Annotated in this window: 17 protein-coding genes and 2 pseudogenes; 7 read left to right on the forward strand and 12 right to left on the reverse strand. The window is 68.1% G+C overall.

Features of this window, described 5'->3' with window-relative positions; all coding sequences use genetic code 11:
• The first annotated feature begins 45 nt into the window (after window positions 1–45).
• The gene (locus AC2W7K_RS07180) at window positions 46–690 is read left to right on the forward strand and encodes a ribonuclease FAU-1 family protein (RefSeq protein WP_198500159.1); all 645 of its coding nucleotides are present in this window, start codon (window positions 46–48) and stop codon (window positions 688–690) included.
• Here the strand turns inward: AC2W7K_RS07180 and AC2W7K_RS07185 are convergent.
• Window positions 660–1,226: an MFS transporter gene (locus AC2W7K_RS07185; protein WP_486005928.1), complete on the reverse strand. Its 567-nt coding sequence runs from the start codon at window positions 1,224–1,226 to the stop codon at window positions 660–662. The genes AC2W7K_RS07180 and AC2W7K_RS07185 overlap by 31 nt on opposite strands.
• Entirely contained in the window at window positions 1,226–1,924 is a 699-nt protein-coding gene (locus AC2W7K_RS07190) for an MFS transporter (RefSeq protein ID WP_486005929.1), read from the reverse strand. The genes AC2W7K_RS07185 and AC2W7K_RS07190 overlap by 1 nt, the downstream gene beginning before the upstream one ends.
• Before the next feature lie 64 nt (window positions 1,925–1,988).
• On the opposite strand from AC2W7K_RS07190, the gene AC2W7K_RS07195 reads away from it, so the two are divergent.
• Window positions 1,989–2,744 (forward strand): ArsR/SmtB family transcription factor, encoded by a 756-nt coding sequence (locus AC2W7K_RS07195; RefSeq protein ID WP_198500157.1) that lies wholly within the window; start codon window positions 1,989–1,991, stop codon window positions 2,742–2,744.
• Between the two features lie 130 nt (window positions 2,745–2,874).
• Here AC2W7K_RS07195 and AC2W7K_RS07200 read toward each other — a convergent pair whose 3' ends face one another.
• The gene (locus tag AC2W7K_RS07200; protein WP_198500156.1) at window positions 2,875–4,269 is read right to left on the reverse strand and encodes an NAD-dependent succinate-semialdehyde dehydrogenase; all 1,395 of its coding nucleotides are present in this window, start codon (window positions 4,267–4,269) and stop codon (window positions 2,875–2,877) included.
• A 449-nt stretch (window positions 4,270–4,718) separates the two neighbouring features.
• On the opposite strand from AC2W7K_RS07200, the gene AC2W7K_RS07205 reads away from it, so the two are divergent.
• The 3 genes from AC2W7K_RS07205 to AC2W7K_RS07215 all read left to right on the forward strand — a co-directional run bounded on the left by AC2W7K_RS07205 (window position 4,719) and on the right by AC2W7K_RS07215 (window position 6,627).
• Window positions 4,719–5,333, forward strand: a complete 615-nt coding sequence (locus AC2W7K_RS07205) for a DUF6230 family protein (RefSeq protein WP_198500155.1) — start codon at window positions 4,719–4,721, stop codon at window positions 5,331–5,333.
• On the forward strand, window positions 5,333–5,818 hold the full coding sequence (locus AC2W7K_RS07210; protein WP_198500154.1) for a DUF6114 domain-containing protein: 486 nt from the start codon (window positions 5,333–5,335) through the stop codon (window positions 5,816–5,818). Before AC2W7K_RS07205 ends, AC2W7K_RS07210 begins: the two co-directional genes overlap by 1 nt.
• A 422-nt stretch (window positions 5,819–6,240) precedes the next feature.
• Window positions 6,241–6,627: a hypothetical protein gene (locus AC2W7K_RS07215; RefSeq protein WP_198500153.1), complete on the forward strand. Its 387-nt coding sequence runs from the start codon at window positions 6,241–6,243 to the stop codon at window positions 6,625–6,627.
• Between the two features lie 44 nt (window positions 6,628–6,671).
• On the opposite strand, the gene AC2W7K_RS07220 is transcribed toward AC2W7K_RS07215, so the two are convergent.
• The 7 genes and pseudogenes from AC2W7K_RS07220 to eat form a co-directional block, all read right to left on the reverse strand.
• Window positions 6,672–7,061, reverse strand: coding sequence for a VOC family protein (locus tag AC2W7K_RS07220; RefSeq protein WP_198500152.1), 390 nt, complete (start codon window positions 7,059–7,061; stop codon window positions 6,672–6,674).
• Window positions 7,062–7,063: 2 nt separating this feature from the next.
• Window positions 7,064–7,870 (reverse strand): type 1 glutamine amidotransferase, encoded by an 807-nt coding sequence (locus AC2W7K_RS07225; protein ID WP_198500151.1) that lies wholly within the window; start codon window positions 7,868–7,870, stop codon window positions 7,064–7,066.
• 3 nt (window positions 7,871–7,873) lie between these two features.
• Window positions 7,874–8,650 (reverse strand): 3-oxoacyl-ACP reductase, encoded by a 777-nt coding sequence (locus tag AC2W7K_RS07230; RefSeq protein ID WP_198500150.1) that lies wholly within the window; start codon window positions 8,648–8,650, stop codon window positions 7,874–7,876.
• A 75-nt stretch (window positions 8,651–8,725) separates the two neighbouring features.
• Window positions 8,726–10,094 (reverse strand): annotated as a pseudogene (locus AC2W7K_RS07235) (aldehyde dehydrogenase family protein).
• 29 nt (window positions 10,095–10,123) lie between these two features.
• On the reverse strand, window positions 10,124–10,921 hold the full coding sequence (locus tag AC2W7K_RS07240) for a gamma-glutamyl-gamma-aminobutyrate hydrolase family protein (protein ID WP_198500148.1): 798 nt from the start codon (window positions 10,919–10,921) through the stop codon (window positions 10,124–10,126).
• The gene (locus AC2W7K_RS07245) at window positions 10,902–12,347 is read right to left on the reverse strand and encodes a glutamine synthetase family protein (protein ID WP_232623793.1); all 1,446 of its coding nucleotides are present in this window, start codon (window positions 12,345–12,347) and stop codon (window positions 10,902–10,904) included. The genes AC2W7K_RS07240 and AC2W7K_RS07245 overlap by 20 nt, the downstream gene beginning before the upstream one ends.
• A 125-nt stretch (window positions 12,348–12,472) precedes the next feature.
• Entirely contained in the window at window positions 12,473–13,909 is a 1,437-nt protein-coding gene (gene eat / locus AC2W7K_RS07250; RefSeq protein WP_198500147.1) for an ethanolamine permease, read from the reverse strand.
• Between the two features lie 113 nt (window positions 13,910–14,022).
• On the opposite strand from eat, the gene AC2W7K_RS07255 reads away from it, so the two are divergent.
• Complete coding sequence (locus AC2W7K_RS07255) at window positions 14,023–14,850, forward strand: FadR/GntR family transcriptional regulator (protein ID WP_232623792.1); 828 nt, start codon at window positions 14,023–14,025, stop codon at window positions 14,848–14,850.
• Window positions 14,851–14,907: 57 nt separating this feature from the next.
• Here AC2W7K_RS07255 and AC2W7K_RS07260 read toward each other — a convergent pair whose 3' ends face one another.
• Complete coding sequence (locus tag AC2W7K_RS07260; RefSeq protein WP_198500848.1) at window positions 14,908–16,338, reverse strand: 8-oxoguanine deaminase; 1,431 nt, start codon at window positions 16,336–16,338, stop codon at window positions 14,908–14,910.
• A gap of 501 nt (window positions 16,339–16,839) precedes the next feature.
• Between AC2W7K_RS07260 and AC2W7K_RS07265 the strand changes: the two are divergent.
• A pseudogene (locus AC2W7K_RS07265) lies at window positions 16,840–18,422 on the forward strand (nucleobase:cation symporter-2 family protein).
• A gap of 101 nt (window positions 18,423–18,523) precedes the next feature.
• On the opposite strand, the gene AC2W7K_RS07270 reads toward AC2W7K_RS07265, so the two are convergent.
• Window positions 18,524–20,947 (reverse strand): HNH endonuclease signature motif containing protein, encoded by a 2,424-nt coding sequence (locus tag AC2W7K_RS07270; protein WP_232623791.1) that lies wholly within the window; start codon window positions 20,945–20,947, stop codon window positions 18,524–18,526.
• Between the last annotated feature and the right edge of the window lie 118 nt (window positions 20,948–21,065).

Consider the following 21,065-nt stretch of genomic DNA (forward strand, 5'->3'; position numbering starts at 1 on the left):
CACCTCGGAGGCGATGCATCCGCCTCAAAGGCGATACTGGAAGGCATGGATGACCGACGATGGCACCGCGGGGATGCGATCCTGTGGACCTATATCAACCCGGATTTCCCTGATCTCGTCGATCAGCGTCCCGTCACGGTCGTCGCCGACGACGAACGACATCTGGCGGTGTGGCTGGCACCCGAGACGCGCCTGCTTCATCAGGTCCTCGCGGACGGCTCGGAGCTGCGCAGCGCCGAAGGATCCGCACGATTCACGGCACCTCGGGCGCAGGCTGTGCGGACCTGGGCGGGCAAGGGAATCCTCGCGGTGTTCCAGCCCGACACGATGCACTCGGTGTGGTTCTTCGAGAGTGCGTCGGGACGACGAGATTCCTACTACGTCAACATCGAGGTTCCGTTCGCCCGCGACAGCTCAGGCATCACGACCTCGGATCTCGTCCTCGATCTCGTGGTCGCCGCAGACGGCACGCATCGGTTCAAGGACGAGGACGAACTCGAATTCGCCGAGGCGGCGGGCCTGTTCTCGTCCTCCGACATCACGTCGATCCGCGAGGCCGCCCAGCGTGCGGTGGCCGATGTGGAGGAGTGGCGATTCCCCTTCGGCTCGGGCTACGAATCGTTCCAGCCCGATCCGAGCTGGCCCGTGCCGTCTCTGCCTCACGATGCCACCTGGGATTTCGAGACCTGACCACGCTGCCCGATGATGAAGCAGACGACCGTGGTGATGAGGAAGGCAACTCCTGCGCCGAGGATGACGAGGGCCGAACGGCCCGCGAACGCCGGAGCGCTCGCGCTTCCTGCCGCCACGGCGAAGACGGCGACGCCGATCGCTCCTCCGGCCTGACGGGCCGTGTTCGACCCGCCGGAGGCGAGACCGGGAGACGAGGGTGCCGCGTGCACTGCAGCTACGACGATGGGCGGGGTGAGCAGTCCGATCCCACTCCCCCAGAGCGCCAGCGCGGGATAGAGCAGCCACGGCAGGGCCGCCTCGGCGAGGAAGCTCAGCGCAATCGCTGCGAACCCTGCCGCGCCGATGGCGAGGCCGACGGCGCTGGCACGCCACACACCGAGGCGAGCACTCATCCGTCCGGCGACCATCCCGAGGAGCGGAAGCGGAAGGAGCGCCGGCAGCGTCGCCACGCCTGCAGCGAGTGGGCTCAGACCCCTGACCTCCTGGAGGTCCTGGGTGAGGAGGAGAAGCGTGCCGAGCACGGAGAGATTCATCAGTCCCGCGACCCCACACGCCAGCAGGAGAAGGGGAAGCGAAGCTCCCGGTTCGCCGGTTGGGGCTGCAGGGGCTCGACTGTCTGCTGGAGCGCAGTCTCAGTCTGGTCAGGTGACGGTGATTGCGCGGTGAGACTTCGGCGGGACGAGCCGACTGATGAGCGCACGAGCGGGACGAGTGCCGCGAGGACGATCGGGATATTGAGCCAGAACACGGACCGCCAGCCGACGACGCCGACGATGAGTCCGCCGATGAGCGGGCCGGAGGACAGCGCGATCCCGCCGAGCGCCGCCCACGCACCGATGAGACGGGCCCGGTCGGCGGCGTCGCGGGCAAGGTCGGTGAGCAGGGCCAGTGTCCCGGGCAGGACGAGAGCCGCCGCGATCCCCTGCAGGGCGCGGCCCGCCACGAGGACGGCGATGGTCGGGGCGAGGGCACAGACCACCGAAGCGACACCGAACCCTGCAAAACCCGCGAGGACGATCCCGCGATGTCCGCGGCGGTCCCCGACCACTCCGGCGACGAGCATGAGTCCGGCAAGCGGCACGGCGTACCCGTCGACGATCCATGCGAGCCCGAGGTGCCCGGCGCCCAGGTCCGCGCCGATGCTCGGCAGCGCGACGTTGACGACCGTGACGTCGAGGAGGACGAGGAAGTAGCCCGCGCAGAGGGCGACGATGAGGAGAGTCCGAGACATGACTGAACCGTAGGTCGCAGACGTTTCGCTGGGCGTCGAAATGTTCGGGGCCTAGTCTGAGCTCATGAGCACACGCCCCGCGGAGCGCCCCGACGTCACAGGCTCACCGAACATCGCGAGCATGGCTGCGGTGTTCGCCGACCCCAGACGGGTCCGCGTGATCACCGCGCTTGCCGATGGGCGAGCTCTGCCGGCCGGTCGCCTCGCAGAGGAGGCCGGGGTCTCCGCATCGACGGCGAGCAGTCACCTCGGCGTGCTTCTCGATGCCGGGCTGGTCACGGTCATCCCTCAGGGCCGGTACAGGTACTACCGGCTCGCCGATGACGGCATCGAAGACGTCATCGTCTCCCTCTCGCGGTTGGCCCCGACGACGCCGATCACCTCTCTGCGCGAGCACACCCGTTCAGGGGCCCTGCGTCGTGGGCGGACCTGCTATCACCATCTGGCCGGCGGCCTCGGAGTGGCGATGTTCGCCCGCTTCATCGGCTGCGACTGGGTCAGCGGCGGCGACGGCCTGCACCACCCTGAGGCGGGCATCGACTCACTGTCGGCACCCGGGCGCGGCGCGCAGTATCGCCTGAGTCCCGCGGGGGCGGCGGCGCTGGGTGAATTCGGCGTCGACGACGGTGTGCTGTTGACAGATCGGCCGCTGCGCTACTGCGTCGATTGGACGGAGCAGGCGCATCATCTGGCCGGTCCCCTCGGCACGGCGGTCACGCGCACCCTCGTCGACCGCGGCTGGATCGCGCCGGGCCGGGTCCCCCGCAGCGTCGTCCTCACCGAGACGGGCGCGCGGGAATGGGAGCGGTTCGCCTGCTGAGCACGCGGCGACCAGCGATCTGCGCACAGCGACGCGGGCGCCGCACCGAGCCTCGGGAGGACTCCCGGACCCGGCGCGACGCCCGCGCGGTGATCGGTGCGCGACCGATCAGGCTGAGTTCACCAGGTGATCACTCGGCGACGTAGTACATGCGCTTGTTGACGAACTCGTCCATGCCGTAGGGACCGAGCTCACGGCCGAAGCCCGAGCGCTTGGTGCCGCCGAACGGGATCTCCGCACCCTCGCCGGCCGGGGTGTTGACGTTCGACATGCCGACGTCGAGGCGCTGTGCGATCTTCGCTGCGCGCTCCTCGTCCTTCGAGAACACGGCGCCGCCGAGGCCGAAGTCCGTGTCGTTGGCGAGGTTGAGGGCGTCGTCGTCGCTCGAGACCTTGTAGACGGTCGCGACGGGGCCGAAGAGCTCCTCGCGGTACGCGTCCATCTGCTCGGTGACGTTGGTGAGCACGGCGGGGGTGATGTAGGCCGAACCGTCGTCGGCGAGTTCACCGCCGACGAGCGTCGCACCCTGCTCGACGGCGCGGTCGAGCTGCTTGCGCAGGTTCTCCGCGGCGGCGCGCGAGGACAGCGGCGAGTATCCGCCTTCGATCGGATCGGAGGGGTTCGACTTCTGCGAGCTCTGCGCGCGCTCGGTGAGGCCGGCGACGAAGTCGTCGTAGATGTCGTCCATGACGATCATGCGCTTGTTCGCGTTGCAGACCTGACCGGTGTTGTAGAGGCGGGTGCCCCACGCGGTGTCGACGGCCTCGTCGAGGTTGTCGGTGTCGAGGATGATGTAGGGATCCGAACCGCCGAGCTCGAGGACGGCCTTCTTGAGGTACTTGCCGGCGAGCGCACCGACGATCGAACCGGCCCGCTCCGAACCGGTCAGGGACACACCCTGGACACGGCGGTCGGCGATGATCGTCTCGATCTGGTCGTGCGAGGCGTAGACGGTGTTGTAGACGCCCTTGGGCACACCGGCGTCGTCCATGATCTGCTGGATCGCGGCGGCCGACCGGGGGCAGATCTCAGCGTGCTTGAGGATGATCGTGTTGCCGAGCACGAGGTTCGGGGCCGCGAAGCGCGCCACCTGGTAGTACGGGAAGTTCCACGGCATGATGCCGAGGAGCACGCCGACGGGGCGGCGCTGGATGAACGCCTTGCCGCCGGAGAACGACTTGATCTCCTCGTCCTTGGCGAATTCGGGTCCGTTGTCGGCGTAGTAGTTGAAGATCGCCTCGGAGAACTCGGCCTCCTCGACGCCCTCGGGGATGGGCTTGCCCATCTCCTCGGCGATGATCTTCGCGAGCTCCTCCTTGCGCTCACCGAAGAGGTCGGCGACCTTGTTGACGATCGCGGCGCGCTCCTCGATGGTCTTCTCACGCCAGGAGAGGTAGGCCTCGGCAGCGTCGTCGATGACCTGGCCGATCTGCTCGTCCGTCGCGGTGTCGAACCGCTCGATGATCTCACCGGTCGCGGGGTTCTCGACCCGGTAGCCGGTGGCGGCACTGACTGAATTGCTCATATCGGACTCCTTTGACTCGCGGTGCCCTGGGTGGGCTCCGGTGACGCGAATGCATGCCACTGCACCGTCTGTGGCGACGGATCGCGCATGCCTGCGTCTCACGCTATCAACACGTGACCTGAGCAACAAGTGGCGAAACCTGGGCGAATCATCACTGCTCGGACGGTCACGATGCCCTCGCCGAGGTTGTGCGGATTTCGCGGTGCATCCGACGGATTCCGCACTGCCGCACTACGGATGTCACGGTATCGGCAGAGACGCCCGTCTTCAGCGACGTCCCCGACCGCCTCGGGGGACAAGGGGCCTTCCACGGCGCACGTATTCCGGACGGTCCGGGAGCAGGGTGTTGATTTGCCGCCGACGATCGTTATACCGTGCAGTAACACCCCGTAGTAACTTACGTCACATTCGAGGCGCCGACGCTGCAGTCGGCGTCGGGAAGAGGATCAATGAAGTTCCCCATGCTCCGTCATCTGCGCGCACTCGGCTCGACTCATGCAGGGCGCATCGCCCTCGTCGCGATTCCCGCGGGCATCGTCTCCGCCGGCCTCATGGGCGGGGTCGCCCAGGGTGCCGTCCCGGTCTCGTTCTCCGTCTCCGGCAGCCAGTTCCAGATCAGCGCCTCCCAGCTCGAGGGCACCGGATTCTCCCAGTACGGCGGTGTCGCGAAGGACACCGAGGGCGGCGACCACACCGTCGCGATCGCGAACATCAAGAGCGCTGAGCTGGGCGATCTCTGCCAGTCCGCGGTCACCGACACGCCGCTCGGCAAGGTCGGCGTCCTCATCACGGCCGGAGGCGACGGCGAACCGGCGACGGCCAGCGATCTGCAGATCGGCATGACCGGGCTCAAGGGCGACGCCGAGTTCGAGAACATCCGCATCGGCGTCGACGCCTCGGACGTCGAGACCAAGGCCAAGGGCTCGCCCGGCGACTTCGCCCAGGACGCCGATACGATCTCGATCTCGGGCCTCGAGCAGACGGCCTGGAGCACCCAGGCGTCCGTCTTCACCCTCAAGGGGATGAAGCTTGAGCTCACCGACGGCTCGAAGACGTGCTTCTGATGGCTGAGGCATCGACCGATACCCAGGACGCGGCAGTCTCCCCGGACGCGCAGGCACCGCCGTCGCGGCGACGCCGCCGCAGCACCGAGAACGGCCGGGGCTTTCGGCACTGGCGTCGCCAGCGGCCGTTCATCGGCGGGGTGTTCGTCGTCCTCGGCGGGATCGAGCTCTTCTTCTCCGGCCAGCTCGACACCGGGAACATCCAGATCCAGTTCGGCATCGAGGGCCTGCAGGCCACGGTCATCCCGCTCGCGCTCGTGCTCCTCGGCGTCCTCGCGATCACGATGCCGACGCACCATGTGTTCTACGGGATCCTCGCGCTCATCGTCGCGATCTATTCGCTCGTCGGGGTCAACCTCGGCGGGTTCGTCCTCGGCATGCTGCTGGCGAGCATCGGCGCCGTGCTCGTCGTCGCCTGGATGGGACCGCGCGCCACGGCATCGGGAACTGAGGCGTCAGGAACTGGCGATGAGGGGACTGGATGAGGGCGCGGGGGCCGCGGACGGCGCTGCTTCTGGCTGCTCTCGCATTCACGGTCCCGGCGTCCGTGGGGGCCACGGCCCCCGAGGCCTCCGGGGCCGCGACGGTGGATCGGATGGGTGGCCTCTGCTCTGAGCTGACGCCCTGCGAGCGTCCGGTTCTGCCCGGCCCTGCTGCGGGACCGACGCCGCAGGTGCCCCGAGCACCGGTGGCCCCCGGACCGGCTGAACCTACCCCAGGTGACCTCGGCCCCGGAGACCCTGCACCGTCCGATTCGCCTGCACCCACCGGGCCAGCGCCGATCGGTCCTGCCCCGACAGAGTCGCCCTCGCCGACCGAGTCGCCGAGTCCGTCGGCATCACCGACGGCACCCGTCGACGCGGAGGAGGACGACACGGCCCCGGTCTTCGCGAAGACACCCGCGTCGATGGGATCGGAGAAGCTGTCGTTCACGGGGCTGAGCGGGATCTCGATCGTCACCGTGCCGACGGCCGACGGCGGGAGCATCCGCGCCCTGAAGATCACCGCGGAGTCGATCACGATCGACGGGTTCTCGCTCACGGTGCGGCCGCCCGACGAACCGGGGCTCGTGACGAAGGCCGATCAGATGACGCTCAAGGGCCACGTCAGCGTCTACCTCGGATCGATCACCGCGACGACGGCGAACGGCGATTCGGTGACCATCGGCACCGACACGCCACCGCCCCTCGACGATGTCGAACCCGGGCTGCTGCGCGTGACGATGGGCCTCGTCGGCTCGATGGCCGATTCGATCAGCTACAGCAACACCGACCAGAAGATCGTCTACCCCTGAGGTGGGAGCAGCCTCGTCGCATCCACGGCGAGGCTGCTCCGAACTCACGGTGCGACGATTTCGACCTTGAATCCGTCGGTATTCTCCAACCAGCCCGCGTAATGGTCGTCTCCCCCAGCGTGCGGATAGCGCTCGTGGTACAGCGGTTGCCACCCCTGGGCGGCGGCTGCCGTCATGATGGAATCGACGTCTGCCCGGGCGTCGGCGACGAATGCGAGATGGTTGACCCCACCTCGGCGACGGTCGAACTGTTCGGGCAGGAGGTTCGGCGACGTCGTCAGGGTGAGATATCCGCGATCGTCGCCTTTCCAGGTCTGACCGCCCGACCACTCGTGCACGCATTCGAACCCGAGCGCATCGAAGAGCCACGCCCACGAGTCCCATGACGACGACCGCTCGTCGAGCCACAGCTCGACATGGTGAAGACCGGCCACCGTCACTCTCCTGCCGCGCGCACAGCAGAGGATCCGGTGCCAGCGGCCTTGCCGGACTCCCCCGCCCGCTCCCGGAGGTAGGCGACGAAGCTCTGCGCGAGCAGGCGACCGACGTGCACGAGCTCGGCATCGGCGGCGTCGAGCTCGGCGACGATCGAGTCCGTCGTCTTCCCCTCCGGCAGCGCGACCGCGTCCGAGCGCAGCCACCGCTGGATCTGCGCGGAGTCCGTCTCCGGGTGGAACTGGGTGCCCCACGCGAACTCGCCGACGCGGAAGCCCTGCACCGGGGCGTCGGACCCGGTGACGAGGAGCTCTCCGCCATCGGGCAGCGCCATCTCCTCCTGGTGGAAGAGCACCGACGGCAGGGTCATCCCCGACAGGGCGGCGAACACCGGGTCCGCCTCCCCCGCCGAGGTGGTGTGCAGATCGTAGATGCCGATCTGCGGGCGCGCTCGCCGGGTGATCGGCGCATCCGTGGCCGCGGCGAGCAGCTCCCCGCCGAGGCAGATGTTGAAGCTCGGGAACTCACCATCGGCTGAGCGGCGCAGCAGACTCCTCACCTGCGGGAACCAGGGATTGTCCGCGTCCTCGAGGGGACCGGACGCGCCGCCGAGGACGATGAGGGCACCGAACTCGCCGAGACCGCTGCCGCCCTCCTGGCTGTCGACGTCGACCGGGATCGCGTCGCCGAGGTAGGGCCGGACGACGACCACCTCGGCGCCGGCCTCCTCCAGCCACTGACCGAACCGCTCCGGCCCGGTGCCCGTCTCGTGCTCGATGACGAGGATCTTCACACCGTTCGACCCCACTGACTACTCCGCGGTGACGTACGCCGAGGTGATGCCGCCGTCGACGGTGAACGTCGAGGCGTTGACGAACGTCGAATCGTCGCTGGCGAGGAACGCGACGGCCGCCGCGATCTCCTCGGGTTCGCCGAAGCGTCCGCTCGGGACGTGGACGAGGCGCCGCTGCGCCTGCACCGGGTCGGCGGCGAAGAGCTCCGACAGCAGCGGCGTGTTGACCGGTCCCGGGCACAGGGCGTTGACGCGGATGCCCTGCTTGGCGAATTCGACGCCGAGTTCGCGGCTCATCGACAGCACCCCGCCCTTCGACGCGGAGTACGAGATCTGCGAGGTCGCCGCCCCCATGAGCGCGACGAACGACGCCGTGTTGATGATCGATCCCGACCCCTGCTTGACCATCTGCTCGAGCGCGTACTTGCAGCAGAGGAAGACGGAGGTGAGGTTGACCGTCTGCACCTTCTGCCACGCGGCGAGGTCGGTCGTGAGGATCGAACTGTCATCGGTGGGGTTGATGCCGGCGTTGTTGAACGCGACGTCGACGCGTCCGTAGTGCTCGACGGTCCGGGCGAAGAGGTTCCTCACGTCCTCCTCCTCGGCGACGTTGACGCGGACGAACAGGCCGCCGAGCTCCTCGGCGACCTCCGGCCCGCGCGTCTCGTCGAGATCGGCGATGACGACCTTCGCCCCCTCTTCGGCCAGGCGCCGCGCGCTGGCCAGCCCGATGCCCGAGGCACCGCCGGTGATGACGCAGACTTTGTCCTTGAGTCGGGTTGCCGCAGTGGTCATTGCTCTCCTTGATGCTCTGATGTGGCCTTGATGCTCTGATGTGGCTGTGGTGGTGTGGTGGTCTCGGCCGGTCGCTCAGTCCGCCGGCTGGGTCGCGAAGAAGACGTTCTTGACCTCGGTGAACGAGGCGACCGCGTCGGGTCCGAGCTCGCGGCCGAGACCGGACTGCTTGAACCCGCCGAACGGCGTCGAATAGCGCACCGAGGCGTGCGAGTTCACCGACAGGTTCCCGGCCTCGACGCCGCGGGACACGCGCATCGCACGGTCGAGGCTCGACGTCCAGATCGACCCGGACAGCCCGTACTCGGTGTCGTTGGCGATCCGCAGGGCCTCGGCCTCGGTGTCGAAGGGCACGACCGAGAGGACGGGGCCGAAGATCTCCTCGGTGAAGTCGACCGACGAGGTCGTGGGCGGGGTGAGCACGGTCGGCGGGAACCAGAAGCCGGGCCCGGTCGGCGCGGTCCCGGTGAACGCGACATCGCCCGCAGCGACATAGCCGGCGACGCTGTCCCGGTGGGCGGCGGTGACGAGCGGGCCCATCGCGGTCTCGGGCAGGGTCGGGTCGGCGGCGGCGAAGTCCCCGACGGCCTCCTCGAGCGCGGCCATGAACTCGTCGTAGATGCCGCGCTGGACGAGCAGACGCGACCGGGAGCAGCAGTCCTGCCCCGAGTTGTCGAACACCCCGCCGGGGGCCGCGGCCGCAGCGGCGGCGACATCGGCGTCATCGAAGACGATGTTCGCGTTCTTGCCGCCGAGTTCGAGGGTGAGGTTCTTCACCTGGTCGGCGCACCCGGCCATGATCCGCTTGCCGACCTCGGTCGACCCGGTGAAGACGACCTTCCGCACGGCCGGGTGGGTGACGAAGCGCTCCCCGACGACCGATCCCTTGCCGGGGATGATCGTCAGCACGCCCTCGGGAATGCCGGCCTCCCTCGCGAGCTCCCCGATCCGGATCGCGGTGAGCGGCGTGATCTCCGCAGGCTTGAGGACGACGGTGTTGCCGGCGGCGAGCGCCGGGGCGAACCCCCACGCGGCGATCGGCATCGGGAAGTTCCACGGCACGATGACCCCGACGACGCCGAGCGGTTCGTGGAACGTGATGTCGACCCCGCCGGCGACGGGGATCTGCCGCCCGAAGAGGCGTTCGGGCACCGCCGCGTAGTACTCGATGACGTCGCGGACGTTGCCAGCCTCCCACGTCGCGTTCGAGATCGTGTGCCCGGCGTTGGCGACCTCGAGCGCGGCGAGCTCATCGATCGCGGAGTCGACGGCGGCCGCGAACCGCCGCAGCAGCCGGGCCCGGTCGGCGGGGGGCGACATGGCGCCACGTCTCGTACGCCTCGGCGGCCCGCGCGATCGCCCGGTCGGTGGCCGCGAGGTCCGCGAGCTCCACCTCGGCGATCGACTCCTCCGTGGCCGGGTTGACGACGGTGTACGTGCTCAATTCGGTGTCTCCTTCACGCTGGTGCGGTTTCACGCTGGTGCGGTCATGCTCATGGGGGCGCCGAGGCGGTCCTTCGCGGCGTCGACGAGGGCGGTGACGACGCGGGCGTCGTCCGGATTGTGCTCGGGGTGCCACTGCACCGCGAAGAGCCATCCGCTCCCGTCATCGGACCGGTGGGCGGGGTCGATCTCGATCGCTTCGATGAGGCCCTCGGCACTGCGGGCGGTGACGGTGAGTCCCGCGCCGAGGCGGTCGACGGCCTGGTGGTGGTAGCACGGTGCCGTCGCCGTCTCCCCGAGGACCGCGCGGGCGATGGTGCCCGGCTCGGTCGTCACCGCGACCTCGCCGTAGACCCCGGGCCGCGGTTGGTAGTCGGTGTGGCCGGTCACCTCGGGCAGGTGCTGGATGAGCGTGCTGCCGTGGGCGACGGCGATGACCTGGAGGCCGCGGCAGATGCCGAGGACGGGCAGACCCCGCTGCCGCGCGGCGGCGAGCAGGAGGAATTCGCTGTCGTCGCGGAACGGCTGCGAGCCGGTGCGCTCGTGCGCCGCCGCCCCGTAGGCCGCGGGGTCGACGTCGGCGCCGCCGGCGACGAGGAGCCCGTCGAGGCGGTCGAGCACCGCAGGTGACTGACCATGCGGGGGCAGGAGGACCGGGATGCCCCCGGCCGCCGCGACCATGCGGACATAGTCGGCGGGGACGAGGGCCGCCTCGGTGTCCCACACTCCCCACTGGGCCTGCTGCAGGTAGCAGCTGATCCCGATGACGGGCGGATCCGCAGGCGCTGCCGCGGATCCCTCGGCGATGTCAGAGTCGTTCGAAGCCACGGATCCTCTCCCAGTCGGTCACGGTCGCATTGTAGGCCTCGAGTTCGATGTCGGCGGCATGGACGTAGTGGCGCACGACGTCCTCGCCGAACGCCTCCTTCGCGATGTCGGAGTTCTCGAGGAGATCCCGCGCGCCGGTCAGCGTCGTCGGCAGGCGCTTCGCATCGGACATGTACGCGTTGCCCTCGGTGATCGGCGGCAGCGGGAGTTCGTGCTCGATCCCGTAGAGCCCGGCGGCGATGAGGGAGGCCGCGGCGAGGTACGGGTTGAGGTCGGCCCCGCCGACGCGGCATTCGACGCGCAGCGAGGGACCCGAGCCGACGACCCGGAACGCGCACGTGCGGTTGTCGAAGCCCCACGCGACCGCGGTCGGAGCGAAGGAGCCTTCGACGAAGCGCTTGTACGAGTTGATGTTCGGGGCGAAGAAGTACGTGAAGTCCTCGATGCACGCCAGCTGCCCGGCGATGAAGTGGTTCATCAGGGTGGAGAAGCCGTGCTCGCCGTCGCCGGCCATGACCATGTCACCGTCGGCGGAGCGGAAGCTCAGATGGATGTGGCACGACGACCCCTCCTTCTGGTCGTACTTCGCCATGAACGTGATCGACTTCCCGTGCTGGGCGGCGATCTCCTTCGCCCCGTTCTTGTAGACCGCGTGGTCGTCGCAGGCCTTGAGCGCCTGCTGGTAGCGGAAGGTGATCTCGTGCTGGCCGAAGTTGCACTCGCCCTTCGCGCCCTCGACGTAGAGGCCGGCACCGGCCATCGAGTTGCGGATGTCGCGCAGCAGCGGTTCGACCCGGGCGGTCCCGAGCAGGGAGTAGTCGACGTTGTACTGGTTCGCCGGGGTCATGCCGGTGTAGCGGGAGTTGAAGGCGTCCTCGTAGCTCGTGTCGAACGTGATGAACTCGAGTTCGGTGCCGACATGGGCGCTCAGTCCCGCCTCGGCGAGCCGGTCGAGCTGCCGCTGGAGGATCTGCCGCGGGGAGGCGGCCACGGGTTCGCCAGTGGTCCAGAACAGGTCGCAGTTGACCATCGCCGTGCCCGGCTGCCACGGCAGCAGCCGCAGGGTCTTGAGGTCCGGCTGCATGACGAGGTCGCCGTAGCCGGTCTCCCACGAGGACATCTCGTAGCCGTCGACGGTGTTCATGTCGACGTCGACGGCGAGCAGGTAGTTGCAGGCCTCCGAACCGTGCCCGGCGACGTCGTCGAGGAAGAACTGCGCTCCCAGCCGCTTGCCCTGGAGCCTGCCCTGGGCGTCGGTGACGGCGACGACGACGGTGTCGATCGAGCCGTCCTCGGTGCGGCGGCGCAGCTCGTCGAGCGTCAGGGGCTCGGCCTGCACCGATCCGCGCGACGTCCGTTGGGGCGAGTGCGCGGTCGTGGGCGCCGAGGTGATCGTCGGTTTCGGTGAGGTCGTGAGGTCGTTCATCAGGGTTTCCTCTTGTTCTCAGTTGTCGTGCGTCTGTGTCGTCAGTCTGTGTCGTGCGTCTGTGTCGTGCATCGGTGGGTGGGGATGGGGATGCGCCGAGGTGGGGAGGCGACGAGGGAGTTCGGTTATTTCAGTTCGCTCTCGGCGGCCTCGATCTGTGCGAACTCCTCCTCCGGGGCGCTCGCGACGAGGTGGTGTCGGGAGTAGAACCAGAAGTAGGCGAGCGCGACGAGGAAGACGGCTGCGGCGATGCCGGCGGCGAGGATGTCGACGAAGAACGTCGCGATGACCGCCACCGAGGCGAGGACGAGCGCGATGCCCGTCGTCACGACCCCGCCGGGGGTGCGGTAGCCGCGCTTGAGGTCAGGCTCCTTGAAGCGCAGCCGGATGTGCGAGAGGTTGAGCAGCACGTAGGAGACCGTGGCCCCGAAGACCGCGACGTTGAGGAGGACACCGCCGTTGCCGCCGGAGAGGACGGCGATGAGGAAGCCGATCGTGCCGGGGACGATGAGGGCGAGCACAGGGGTCTTGCGCTTGCCGGTGTGGGAGAGCCACTTGGGCAGGTAGCCGGCCCGGGAGAGGGCGAAGAGCTGCCGCGAGTAGGCGAAGATGATGGAGAAGAAGCTCGCGACGAGACCGGCGAGACCGGCCCAGTTGACGAAGGTCGCCAGCCACGAGTTGTCGCCGTAGGCCGCACGCAGCGCCTCGGGCAGCGGGTTGTCCGACTCGCCCATGGCGGCCGCACCGGCGATGCCCGGGACGAGGAGAAGCATGAGGGCGCCGAAGACGACGAGGATGGCCATCGCGGTGATGATGCCCCGCGGCATGTCGCGCTTGGGGTCGGCCGATTCCTCGGCGGCCAGCGGCACGCCCTCGATGGCGAGGAAGAACCAGATGCCGAAGACGAGCGAGCCGAGCAGGCCGCTGATGCCCATCGGAAGGAACGTGCTCGAGCCCAGCGCCGCCGTCGGTTCGATGTCGAAGAGGTTGCTCGCATCGAAGTGCGGGATCGCGGCGATGACGAAGACGATGAGGGCGATGACGGCGACCGCGGTGATGACGAACATCAGGCGCAGCGCCTCGCCGACGCCCCACAGGTGGATGCCGATGAAGATCGCGTAGGCGGCGAGGTAGATCGTCCACGCGGGCACGGACTCCGGCAGGATGCCGAGCGCCTGGACGTAGCCGGCGATGAAGGTCGAGATCGCCGCCGGGGCCATCGTGTATTCGATGAGGACGGCCATGCCGGTGGCGAAGCCGCCGAGGGGGCCGAGCGCGCGTCTGGCGAACCCGTATCCCGCACCCGCCGTCGGCAGGGTCGAGGAGAGCTCCGCGAGACCGAAGACCATGCACACGTACATGAGTCCCATGAGGAGGAAGGCGATGAGGAGACCACCCCACCCGCCTTCCGCGAGGCCGAGGTTCCAGCCGGAGAAGTCACCCGAGATGACGTAGGCGACGCCGAGGCCGGCGAGGAGGATCCACCCGGCCGCGCCCTTCCTCAGCTGTCGCTTCTCGAGGTAGTGCTCATCGACGTTGCCGTACTCGATGTTCTTGGACATATCCGCTCCCAGCGATTCAATGGATCATGTTCAGACCATTGGCTGGAGTCGAATGTAGTATGACCCAGATCACGGTGTCAAGAGTCGACCGAGGCTAATCTTGAGGAGTGGACGTGGATCGGAACGCAGACGGTTCAGGCGGCGGCGTGGGCGGCAAGCCCGGCGGCCGTCCGAATGTCGCTGAGGGCCCAGGTGCCGGTGAGGAGGCTGCGATCGCCGAGGAGGCCGCGGAGTCCCAGCGTCCGGCCCGACTGCGCGGCGGCAACGTCTTCGAGCACACGATCGCCGAGCTCCTCCGCGCGATCCGCCTCGGCAAGTACCTCGTCGGCGACAAGCTGCCGCCCGAGCGTGAGCTGGCCGCGCGGATCAACGTCTCCCGGGCGACGCTGCGCCAGGCGCTCAGCGAGCTTCAGACCGCCGGGGTCGTCAGCGTCCGCCGGGGACGCTACGGCGGCACCTTCGTCACGCGGCTGCCGGTCGCAGATCGGGATGCCGGGATCGACCTCGGCGAGCTCGACGATGCGGTGCGGTTCCGGCTCATCCTCGACACTGCGGCCGCCCGGGTCGTCGCCGACCGCGACCTCAGCGCCGAGGAGCGGGAGACGCTCATCGCCGCGGAGCAGGGCTGCTGGATGCCGCTGGGCAGCTCGGCCGAGGACATCGAGCAGTTCCGCGCCCTCGACGCGCGGTTCCACCTGACGATCGCCGAGCTCACGGGAATCCCCTCGCTCGCCGAGGCGGCCGCGACGACCCGGGACCGGCTCAATGCGCTGCTCGATCAGATCCCGTTCATCCACACGAACGTCGAGCACTCGTGTATGCAGCATGCGCGGATCGTCGAAGCGATCTTCGACCACGACGCCGAGGCGGCGGCGACGCTCGCCGCGCAGCACGCCGAGGGCACCGAGCAGCTGCTTCGCGGATTCCTCGACGGGAAGTGACCGAGGGCGACCGACCGAGCGCGATCGACCGGAGGCAGGCCCGCCTCGGCGAGGACATCACCCGGCGACGAGCCGGCGAGCCTCCTCCTGGTGGGCGGCGATGAGGGCCTCGGTGTCGAGCGTCTGGCCGTCAACACCGATCGCGCGCCCGTCGCGGACGCGCCAGGCTCCGGCGACCATGACCCTGTCGGCCTTCTCCGCCCCGCAGAGGACGAGGGCGGGAATCGGATCGTGCGCGCCGGAGAACGCGAGCCCGTCGAGGCGGAACAGTGCGAGGTCGGCCTGCTTGCCGACGGCGATCTCGCCGATGTCGTCGCGTCCCAGGGCCGCCGCGGACCCCCGGGTCGCCCAGTCGAGGACGCGGTCGCAGGTGACCGCCTCGGCGCCGTAGCGCAGACGCTGGATGTAGAGGGCCTGGCGGACTTCGCGGATGAGGTTCGAGGCGTCGTTCGAGGCGGAGCCGTCGACGCCGAGTCCGACGCTGACGCCGGCGTCCTCGAGTTCGACGGCACGGGCGATGCCCGAGGCCAGGCGCATGTTCGACGTCGGGCAGTGGGCGACGGAGACCCCGGCCGCGCCGAGGCGGACGATCTCCTCGTCGTCGAAGTGGACGCCGTGGGCGAGCCACGTGCGGTCGCCCAGCCAGCCCACGGATTCGAGGTAGTCGACGGTGCGCAGGCCGAAGCGCTCACGGCAGAAGTCCTCCTCGTCGAGCGTCTCGGCGAGGTGGGTGTGGAGGCGGACGTCGAGGTCGGCGGCGAGTGCGGCGCTGTCGCGCATGAGTTCGGTCGTCACGGAGAACGGGGAGCAGGGGGCGAGGCCGATCTGGACCTGCGCGCCGGCGCCGCGCTCGTGGTAGGTCTCGACGAGGCGACGCGAGTCGGCGAGGATCACTTCGGCGTCCTGGACGGTCTGCTGCGGCGGCAGGCCTCCGTCGTCCTCACCGAGCGACATCGAGCCGCGGGTGAGCATCGCGCGCATGCCGAGGTTCCGGACGACACCGACCTGGATGTCGATGGCATCGTCCATGCCGGTCGGGAACAGGTAGTGGTGGTCGGCGGCGGTCGTGCATCCGGACTCGAGGAGTTCGGCCATCGCGACGGTCGTCGCGAGCTCGAGGGCGCGCGGGGTCAGGCGCGCCCAGACGGGGTAGAGGTTGGTCAGCCAGCCGAAGAGCGGGAGGTCGGCGACGGGCGCCCAGGCGCGGGTGAGCGTCTGGTAGAAGTGGTGGTGGGTGTTGATGAGCCCGGGCGTGATGACGTGTTCGCTCGCGTCGACGACCTCGTCGGCAGGGGTGGCGGGGGTGCCTCCGGCGGGCACGAGTTCGACGATCGTGCCGGATTCGGTGTCGACGACGATGCCGCCGCGTGCGGCAGTCGCGTCGTGGGTGTCGTGAGCTGTGGGGCTCTCCGCCGAGGTCGCACTTTCGGTTCGGGTGGAGCGCCCGAGGTGGACGGCCAGGGGGTTGCGCAGCCAGATTCTCGTCATCGTCATCGCCTCTCGATGGGTGGGCTGTCGCGGTCGGGCGCGTGCCCGACCGCCGGTGAGGCGAGGACGCTGGGGCCATCGCCACCAGCTCAGGTTTCACGGCGTCTGCTGCTCCGCCGGTCGGTGAGGGGGTCACCCGCTCTGTGCGGATCCGCCGCTGATTTGTGCGCGGAACCGACACCGACAAGACTGAACTCTAACATGTGCTCCGCATCACGATTTCGAGTTGCCAACCCGACAGCATTCGCTTAGCATTCTGCGATAAGGAAAAATACTTTCGCATCTTGGAAGTGATAATCGCCAGAGGAACATTCCGGACGACCTCAACGGAAGCAGTACAGCGATCCGATCCCCTCAAGGCGCAGGCCGGGTTCACGATGTGAGCCTTCGTTCCAGGGCGGTGCACTGACGCACTCCCGGACGGCACCGCCTTCAGCGACCGGCCAGCAGGTTCGCGCCCGACCATTTCGGGGAGCGAACAGGAATTCGATGGAGAAGACAATGTCGGTGTCCAAACAGTCCAAGCACAAGACGCAGCGGCCAGAGGACGAGCGGCTGCCGGTCGGCACGTCGTTCGCGTACGGCCTGCAGCACGTCCTCACGATGTACGGCGGCATCATCGCCGTCCCCCTCATCATCGGCAAGGCCGCCGGTCTCGACGATGCCGGCATCAGTGTGCTCATCGCATCGTGCCTGTTCATGGGTGGTCTGGCGACGATCCTGCAGTCGTGGGGCGTGCCGTTCTTCGGCTCCCAGCTCCCCCTCGTCCAGGGCGTGTCGTTCGCCGGCGTCGCGACGATGACGGCGATCCTCGCGGGCGGCGACGGTCTGCCCGAGGTCTTCGGAGCAGTGCTCGTCGCCTCGGCGATCGGGCTCATCGTCGCGCCGGGATTCGCCCTCATCGTCAAGTTCTTCCCACCGGTGGTCACGGGCACCGTCATCACGACGATCGGCCTCTCGCTCATGCCGGTGGCGGCCGGGTGGGCGATGGGCGGAAACGCCGAGGCGCCTGACTACGGCAGCGCCCGCAACATCCTCATCGCCGTCGGCACTCTCGCCGTCGTTCTGCTGCTCAGCCGCATTCCCGTCGCGATGATCTCGCGTCTGTCGATCCTCTTGGCGATCGTCGTCGGAACCGTCGTCTGCCTGATCTTCGGCTGGGCGGACTTCTCGAACGTCCTCGATCGCGGCATCTTCGCGTTCCCCGAGCCGTTCGCATTCGGCATGCCGACGTTCTCCGCTGCGGCGATCATCTCGATGTTCATCGTCATCATCGTCACCTTCGCCGAGACGACGGCCGACATCATCGCCGTCGGCGAGATCGTCAAGACGAAGGTCGACTCGAAGCGCATCGCGAACGGCCTGCGCGCCGACATGCTCTCCTCGGCCGTCTCGCCCGTGTTCAACTCGTTCACGCAGTCGGCGTTCGCGCAGAACGTCGGCCTCGTGGCGATCACCGGCGTGAAGTCGCGATTCGTCGTCACCGCCGGCGTGTCATCCTCGTCGTGCTCGGTCTGCTGCCGGTCATGGGCGGAGTCGTCGCAGCGATCCCGTCGCCGGTGCTCGGCGGTGCCGGCATCGTCCTCTTCGGCACGGTCGCGGCCTCGGGCATCCGGACGCTGTCGAAGGTCGAGTACGAGGGCAACCTCAACATGATCATCGTCGCGGTCTCCCTGGCCTTCGGCATCATCCCCGTCGTCGAGCCGGACTTCTACAACTCGTTCCCGTCGTGGGTCGGCATCATCCTCCACTCGGGCATCTCGTCGGCGACGATCATGGCTGTGCTGCTCAACCTCATCTTCAACCACATCGGCGCGAAGACGAAGGACCGCTCGGACCGGTCGGTGTTCGTCGCGGGCACCGGGCGCGTGGTTCGGCAGCAGGACCTCCAGCGTCTTCTCGACCACGAGGCGATCCTCGCCGAGGGCGACACGATCAAGGACGGCAAGATCGTCGACTGCAACGGCGAGGAGGTCCCCGTCGTCACCGATGACCAGCACGAGAAGATCGTCGAAGCCACGAAGAACGGTGAGGTGAAGACGAAGGACGACGTCCGCCGAGTCATCGAGGAATCGGAGAAGTAACCCGCCGAGGTTGTCGTCCGTGATCGTCGGCGTCACGTAGCGCGGGTGATCGTGAGTGTCGCACAGAGTCGGTGATCGTGAGCGTCGCGCGGTGGGGGTTGTCAGAACGGCGGGGGTTCTCCGTTGTCCCACACCCATTCCCTGCCTTTCGGGGCCTTCCACTCGATCGACCCGAACTTCGGCATCCACCCGGGGTGTCCGCTGCCTCCTTCGGGCCCGGGACATTCGGCGGACCGCCGCACCTCACCCGGGCGGCGGACTTCGCCGCCCTGCTCGCACGGTGCGTCATTCGGACCGGGCAACCTCGGTGGTTCAGGCGTGACGCTTGGAACGCGCGACGTCGATGGATCGGCCGGAACGGACTGATCCGGTGGATTGAGCTGATCCGGCGGGTCCGGTGAGTCTGGCGAGTTCGGGAGATCCGGTGAGTCCGGCGGGCTCCATGGCCCCGGCGTATCGGGCGAATCCGATAACCCTGATGAGTCGGGCGGAGCAGATGGGCCGGGCGGGTCGGCGTCACCGATGTCGCGCATGAGTCTCGCGTTCTCCGCGTTCACCGGGTGATCAGGTGGCGATACGGTCGCGGTGCTGCCATGGGCGAAGCGGTACTCGACCACCCCGGGTTCCACCATCCGCACCGAGTACTTTCCATCGGTTTTCGCCTGGTGGTGCTGTTTGCAGAGCGGATGGAGATTGCCGAAGACGGTCTTGCCGCCGGATGCCGGATCGTCGTGATCGAACGGGATGATGTGGTCGATCTCCGAGGTCTCGGCCCGTCGTCGACAGCCCGGAGCGGTGCATCCGCGCCACTGGGCGATGAGCGTCTGCCGGATCGCGGCGGGAATCTGATAGCTGAGGGCCTTCGCGTCGATCGGAGTGCCGGTCGCCGGGTCGGTGAGGATCCGGGTCCATGTTCTCGAGTGTGCGGCAATGTATCGCGCCGTCTCGGCGGGAACCGGGGATCCGTCGGAGAAGGTACCCGGCAGATCCGCCCGCTGTGCCAGGGACATGCAGGGCACGGTGGTGATCATCTTCGCTTGGGCACGCATCCAGAACTCGTCGGTCGGCATCGAGACCGTCAGAGCGAAAGCCACCCGACCGAACTCATCCCGCTCAACGCCGGGAAGTCGGTGCAATCTGTGCGGGACGGCAGGGCCTGTGGGCGAAGAGAGGTCGTGGGAACCGTCCTCGGAATCGGCGATGAACTCTGAGGCGTCGCCGCCGGAGCCTCCAGCATTGGCCGCAGCGGCGACTGCGGCATCGATGTCCTCGGCAGTCCTGACGTCGTCGAGGTCGAGGGGAATCTCCGTTGTCGTCGTCTCCCCCGTGTCGGTGTCGTGGGCGCGCACCTGAATGCAGACCTGAGGAACCGTGCGCGTGAAGATGTCGAACATGAGTGCGGCGATGCCGCGGTCGTCGTCGATGACGGCACCCGGAGGAAGCTGGTCGGCGATGGCTGCGGTGCTGCCGTTGCGGATGAGCTTCGCGAACGCCTCGATCCGCACATAGAGGGCCTGCAGGTCTGCAGACGATCCGGTCAGGGTCAGGCACGCTGTGCCGTCGGGATACGTGGTGAGATCGACGCGACGGTGTTCGCGGGCGCTCTCGGTCCGTTCCTCGTTCGGCTGCAGGACGGCGATCTTCATCGCGAGCGACTTCTTAAAGGTTTCGATGGTGATGTCCGCACGGCGCTCGTCGAGGTAGCGGTCGACGGCGTGCAGATTCGTGAACCTGAGATGGCGGCACGCCTGCGCGGCGGCGAGGATGTGCTCGATGGTGAACTCTCCGGCCGCACATCGCGCGTGGAACTTGGGCAGTCCGTGGACGAGCGTCATTGCGGCGACGATGTGTGCGTAGGTGCCGGACACCGTCGAGCCGCGGATCGCTGAGAGCTCAGCGAGGTCTTCGGTGTGGGAGAACCGGTGAACCCATCCGTCCATCGTCTGAGTCTCGCTGAACTTGGGGAATCCCGGCAGAAACACCGAATCGGCACCCTGTGTTGAATCGGCACCCCGTGTTTCTGGACCGCCCTCAGCGGGCGCCGCGACGGGTGGCTCGGTATCGTCTGCATCGGAGTTGCCGGGCTCCGCATCGATCGAGCCGGGGACCGATATGTCATCGAGGTCATCGACCTCGGTATCCGAAGAGCTCCCGGCAACTGGGGAGACCCCAACATCTGAAGAGCCCCCGGCAACTGAAGAGACAGCGCCGTCGCCGCCGGTCTCACTCTGGTCGTCGGGCTCATCACCGCTGCCGTTGCGCGCGCGAGCGAACCTCCACGCAGTCTCGCTGAAGGTCGCATGGCGGTAGGGGCTGCCGGGATCAGGATTGAAGAGGTCGAGATGACCGATGACATCGGCGAGGAAGGCGCGGGCCGTCGCTTCGAGAGCGGCGATCTGCGCCCGGTCCGAGGATGTGTAGACCGCGTAGACGTCGGCGTAGGGAGAGGTCGGGTCGACCTCGACACCGCGGGGATTCGAGCCAGGCTGATCTGCGGATGGAACCGATTCGATTGTGTCAGTCACGGGAGTCACCTGTCTTCCCACATCAGCGTGGCTAATGACATTAGTGTAGTTCACGTCACATTCGATGTCAATGCCTATTTCGAAACTCGTTCGAACGTGAAATTCATTCGCTTCGCAG

The organism is Brevibacterium sp. LAARM2_SD2, assembly GCF_057364785.1.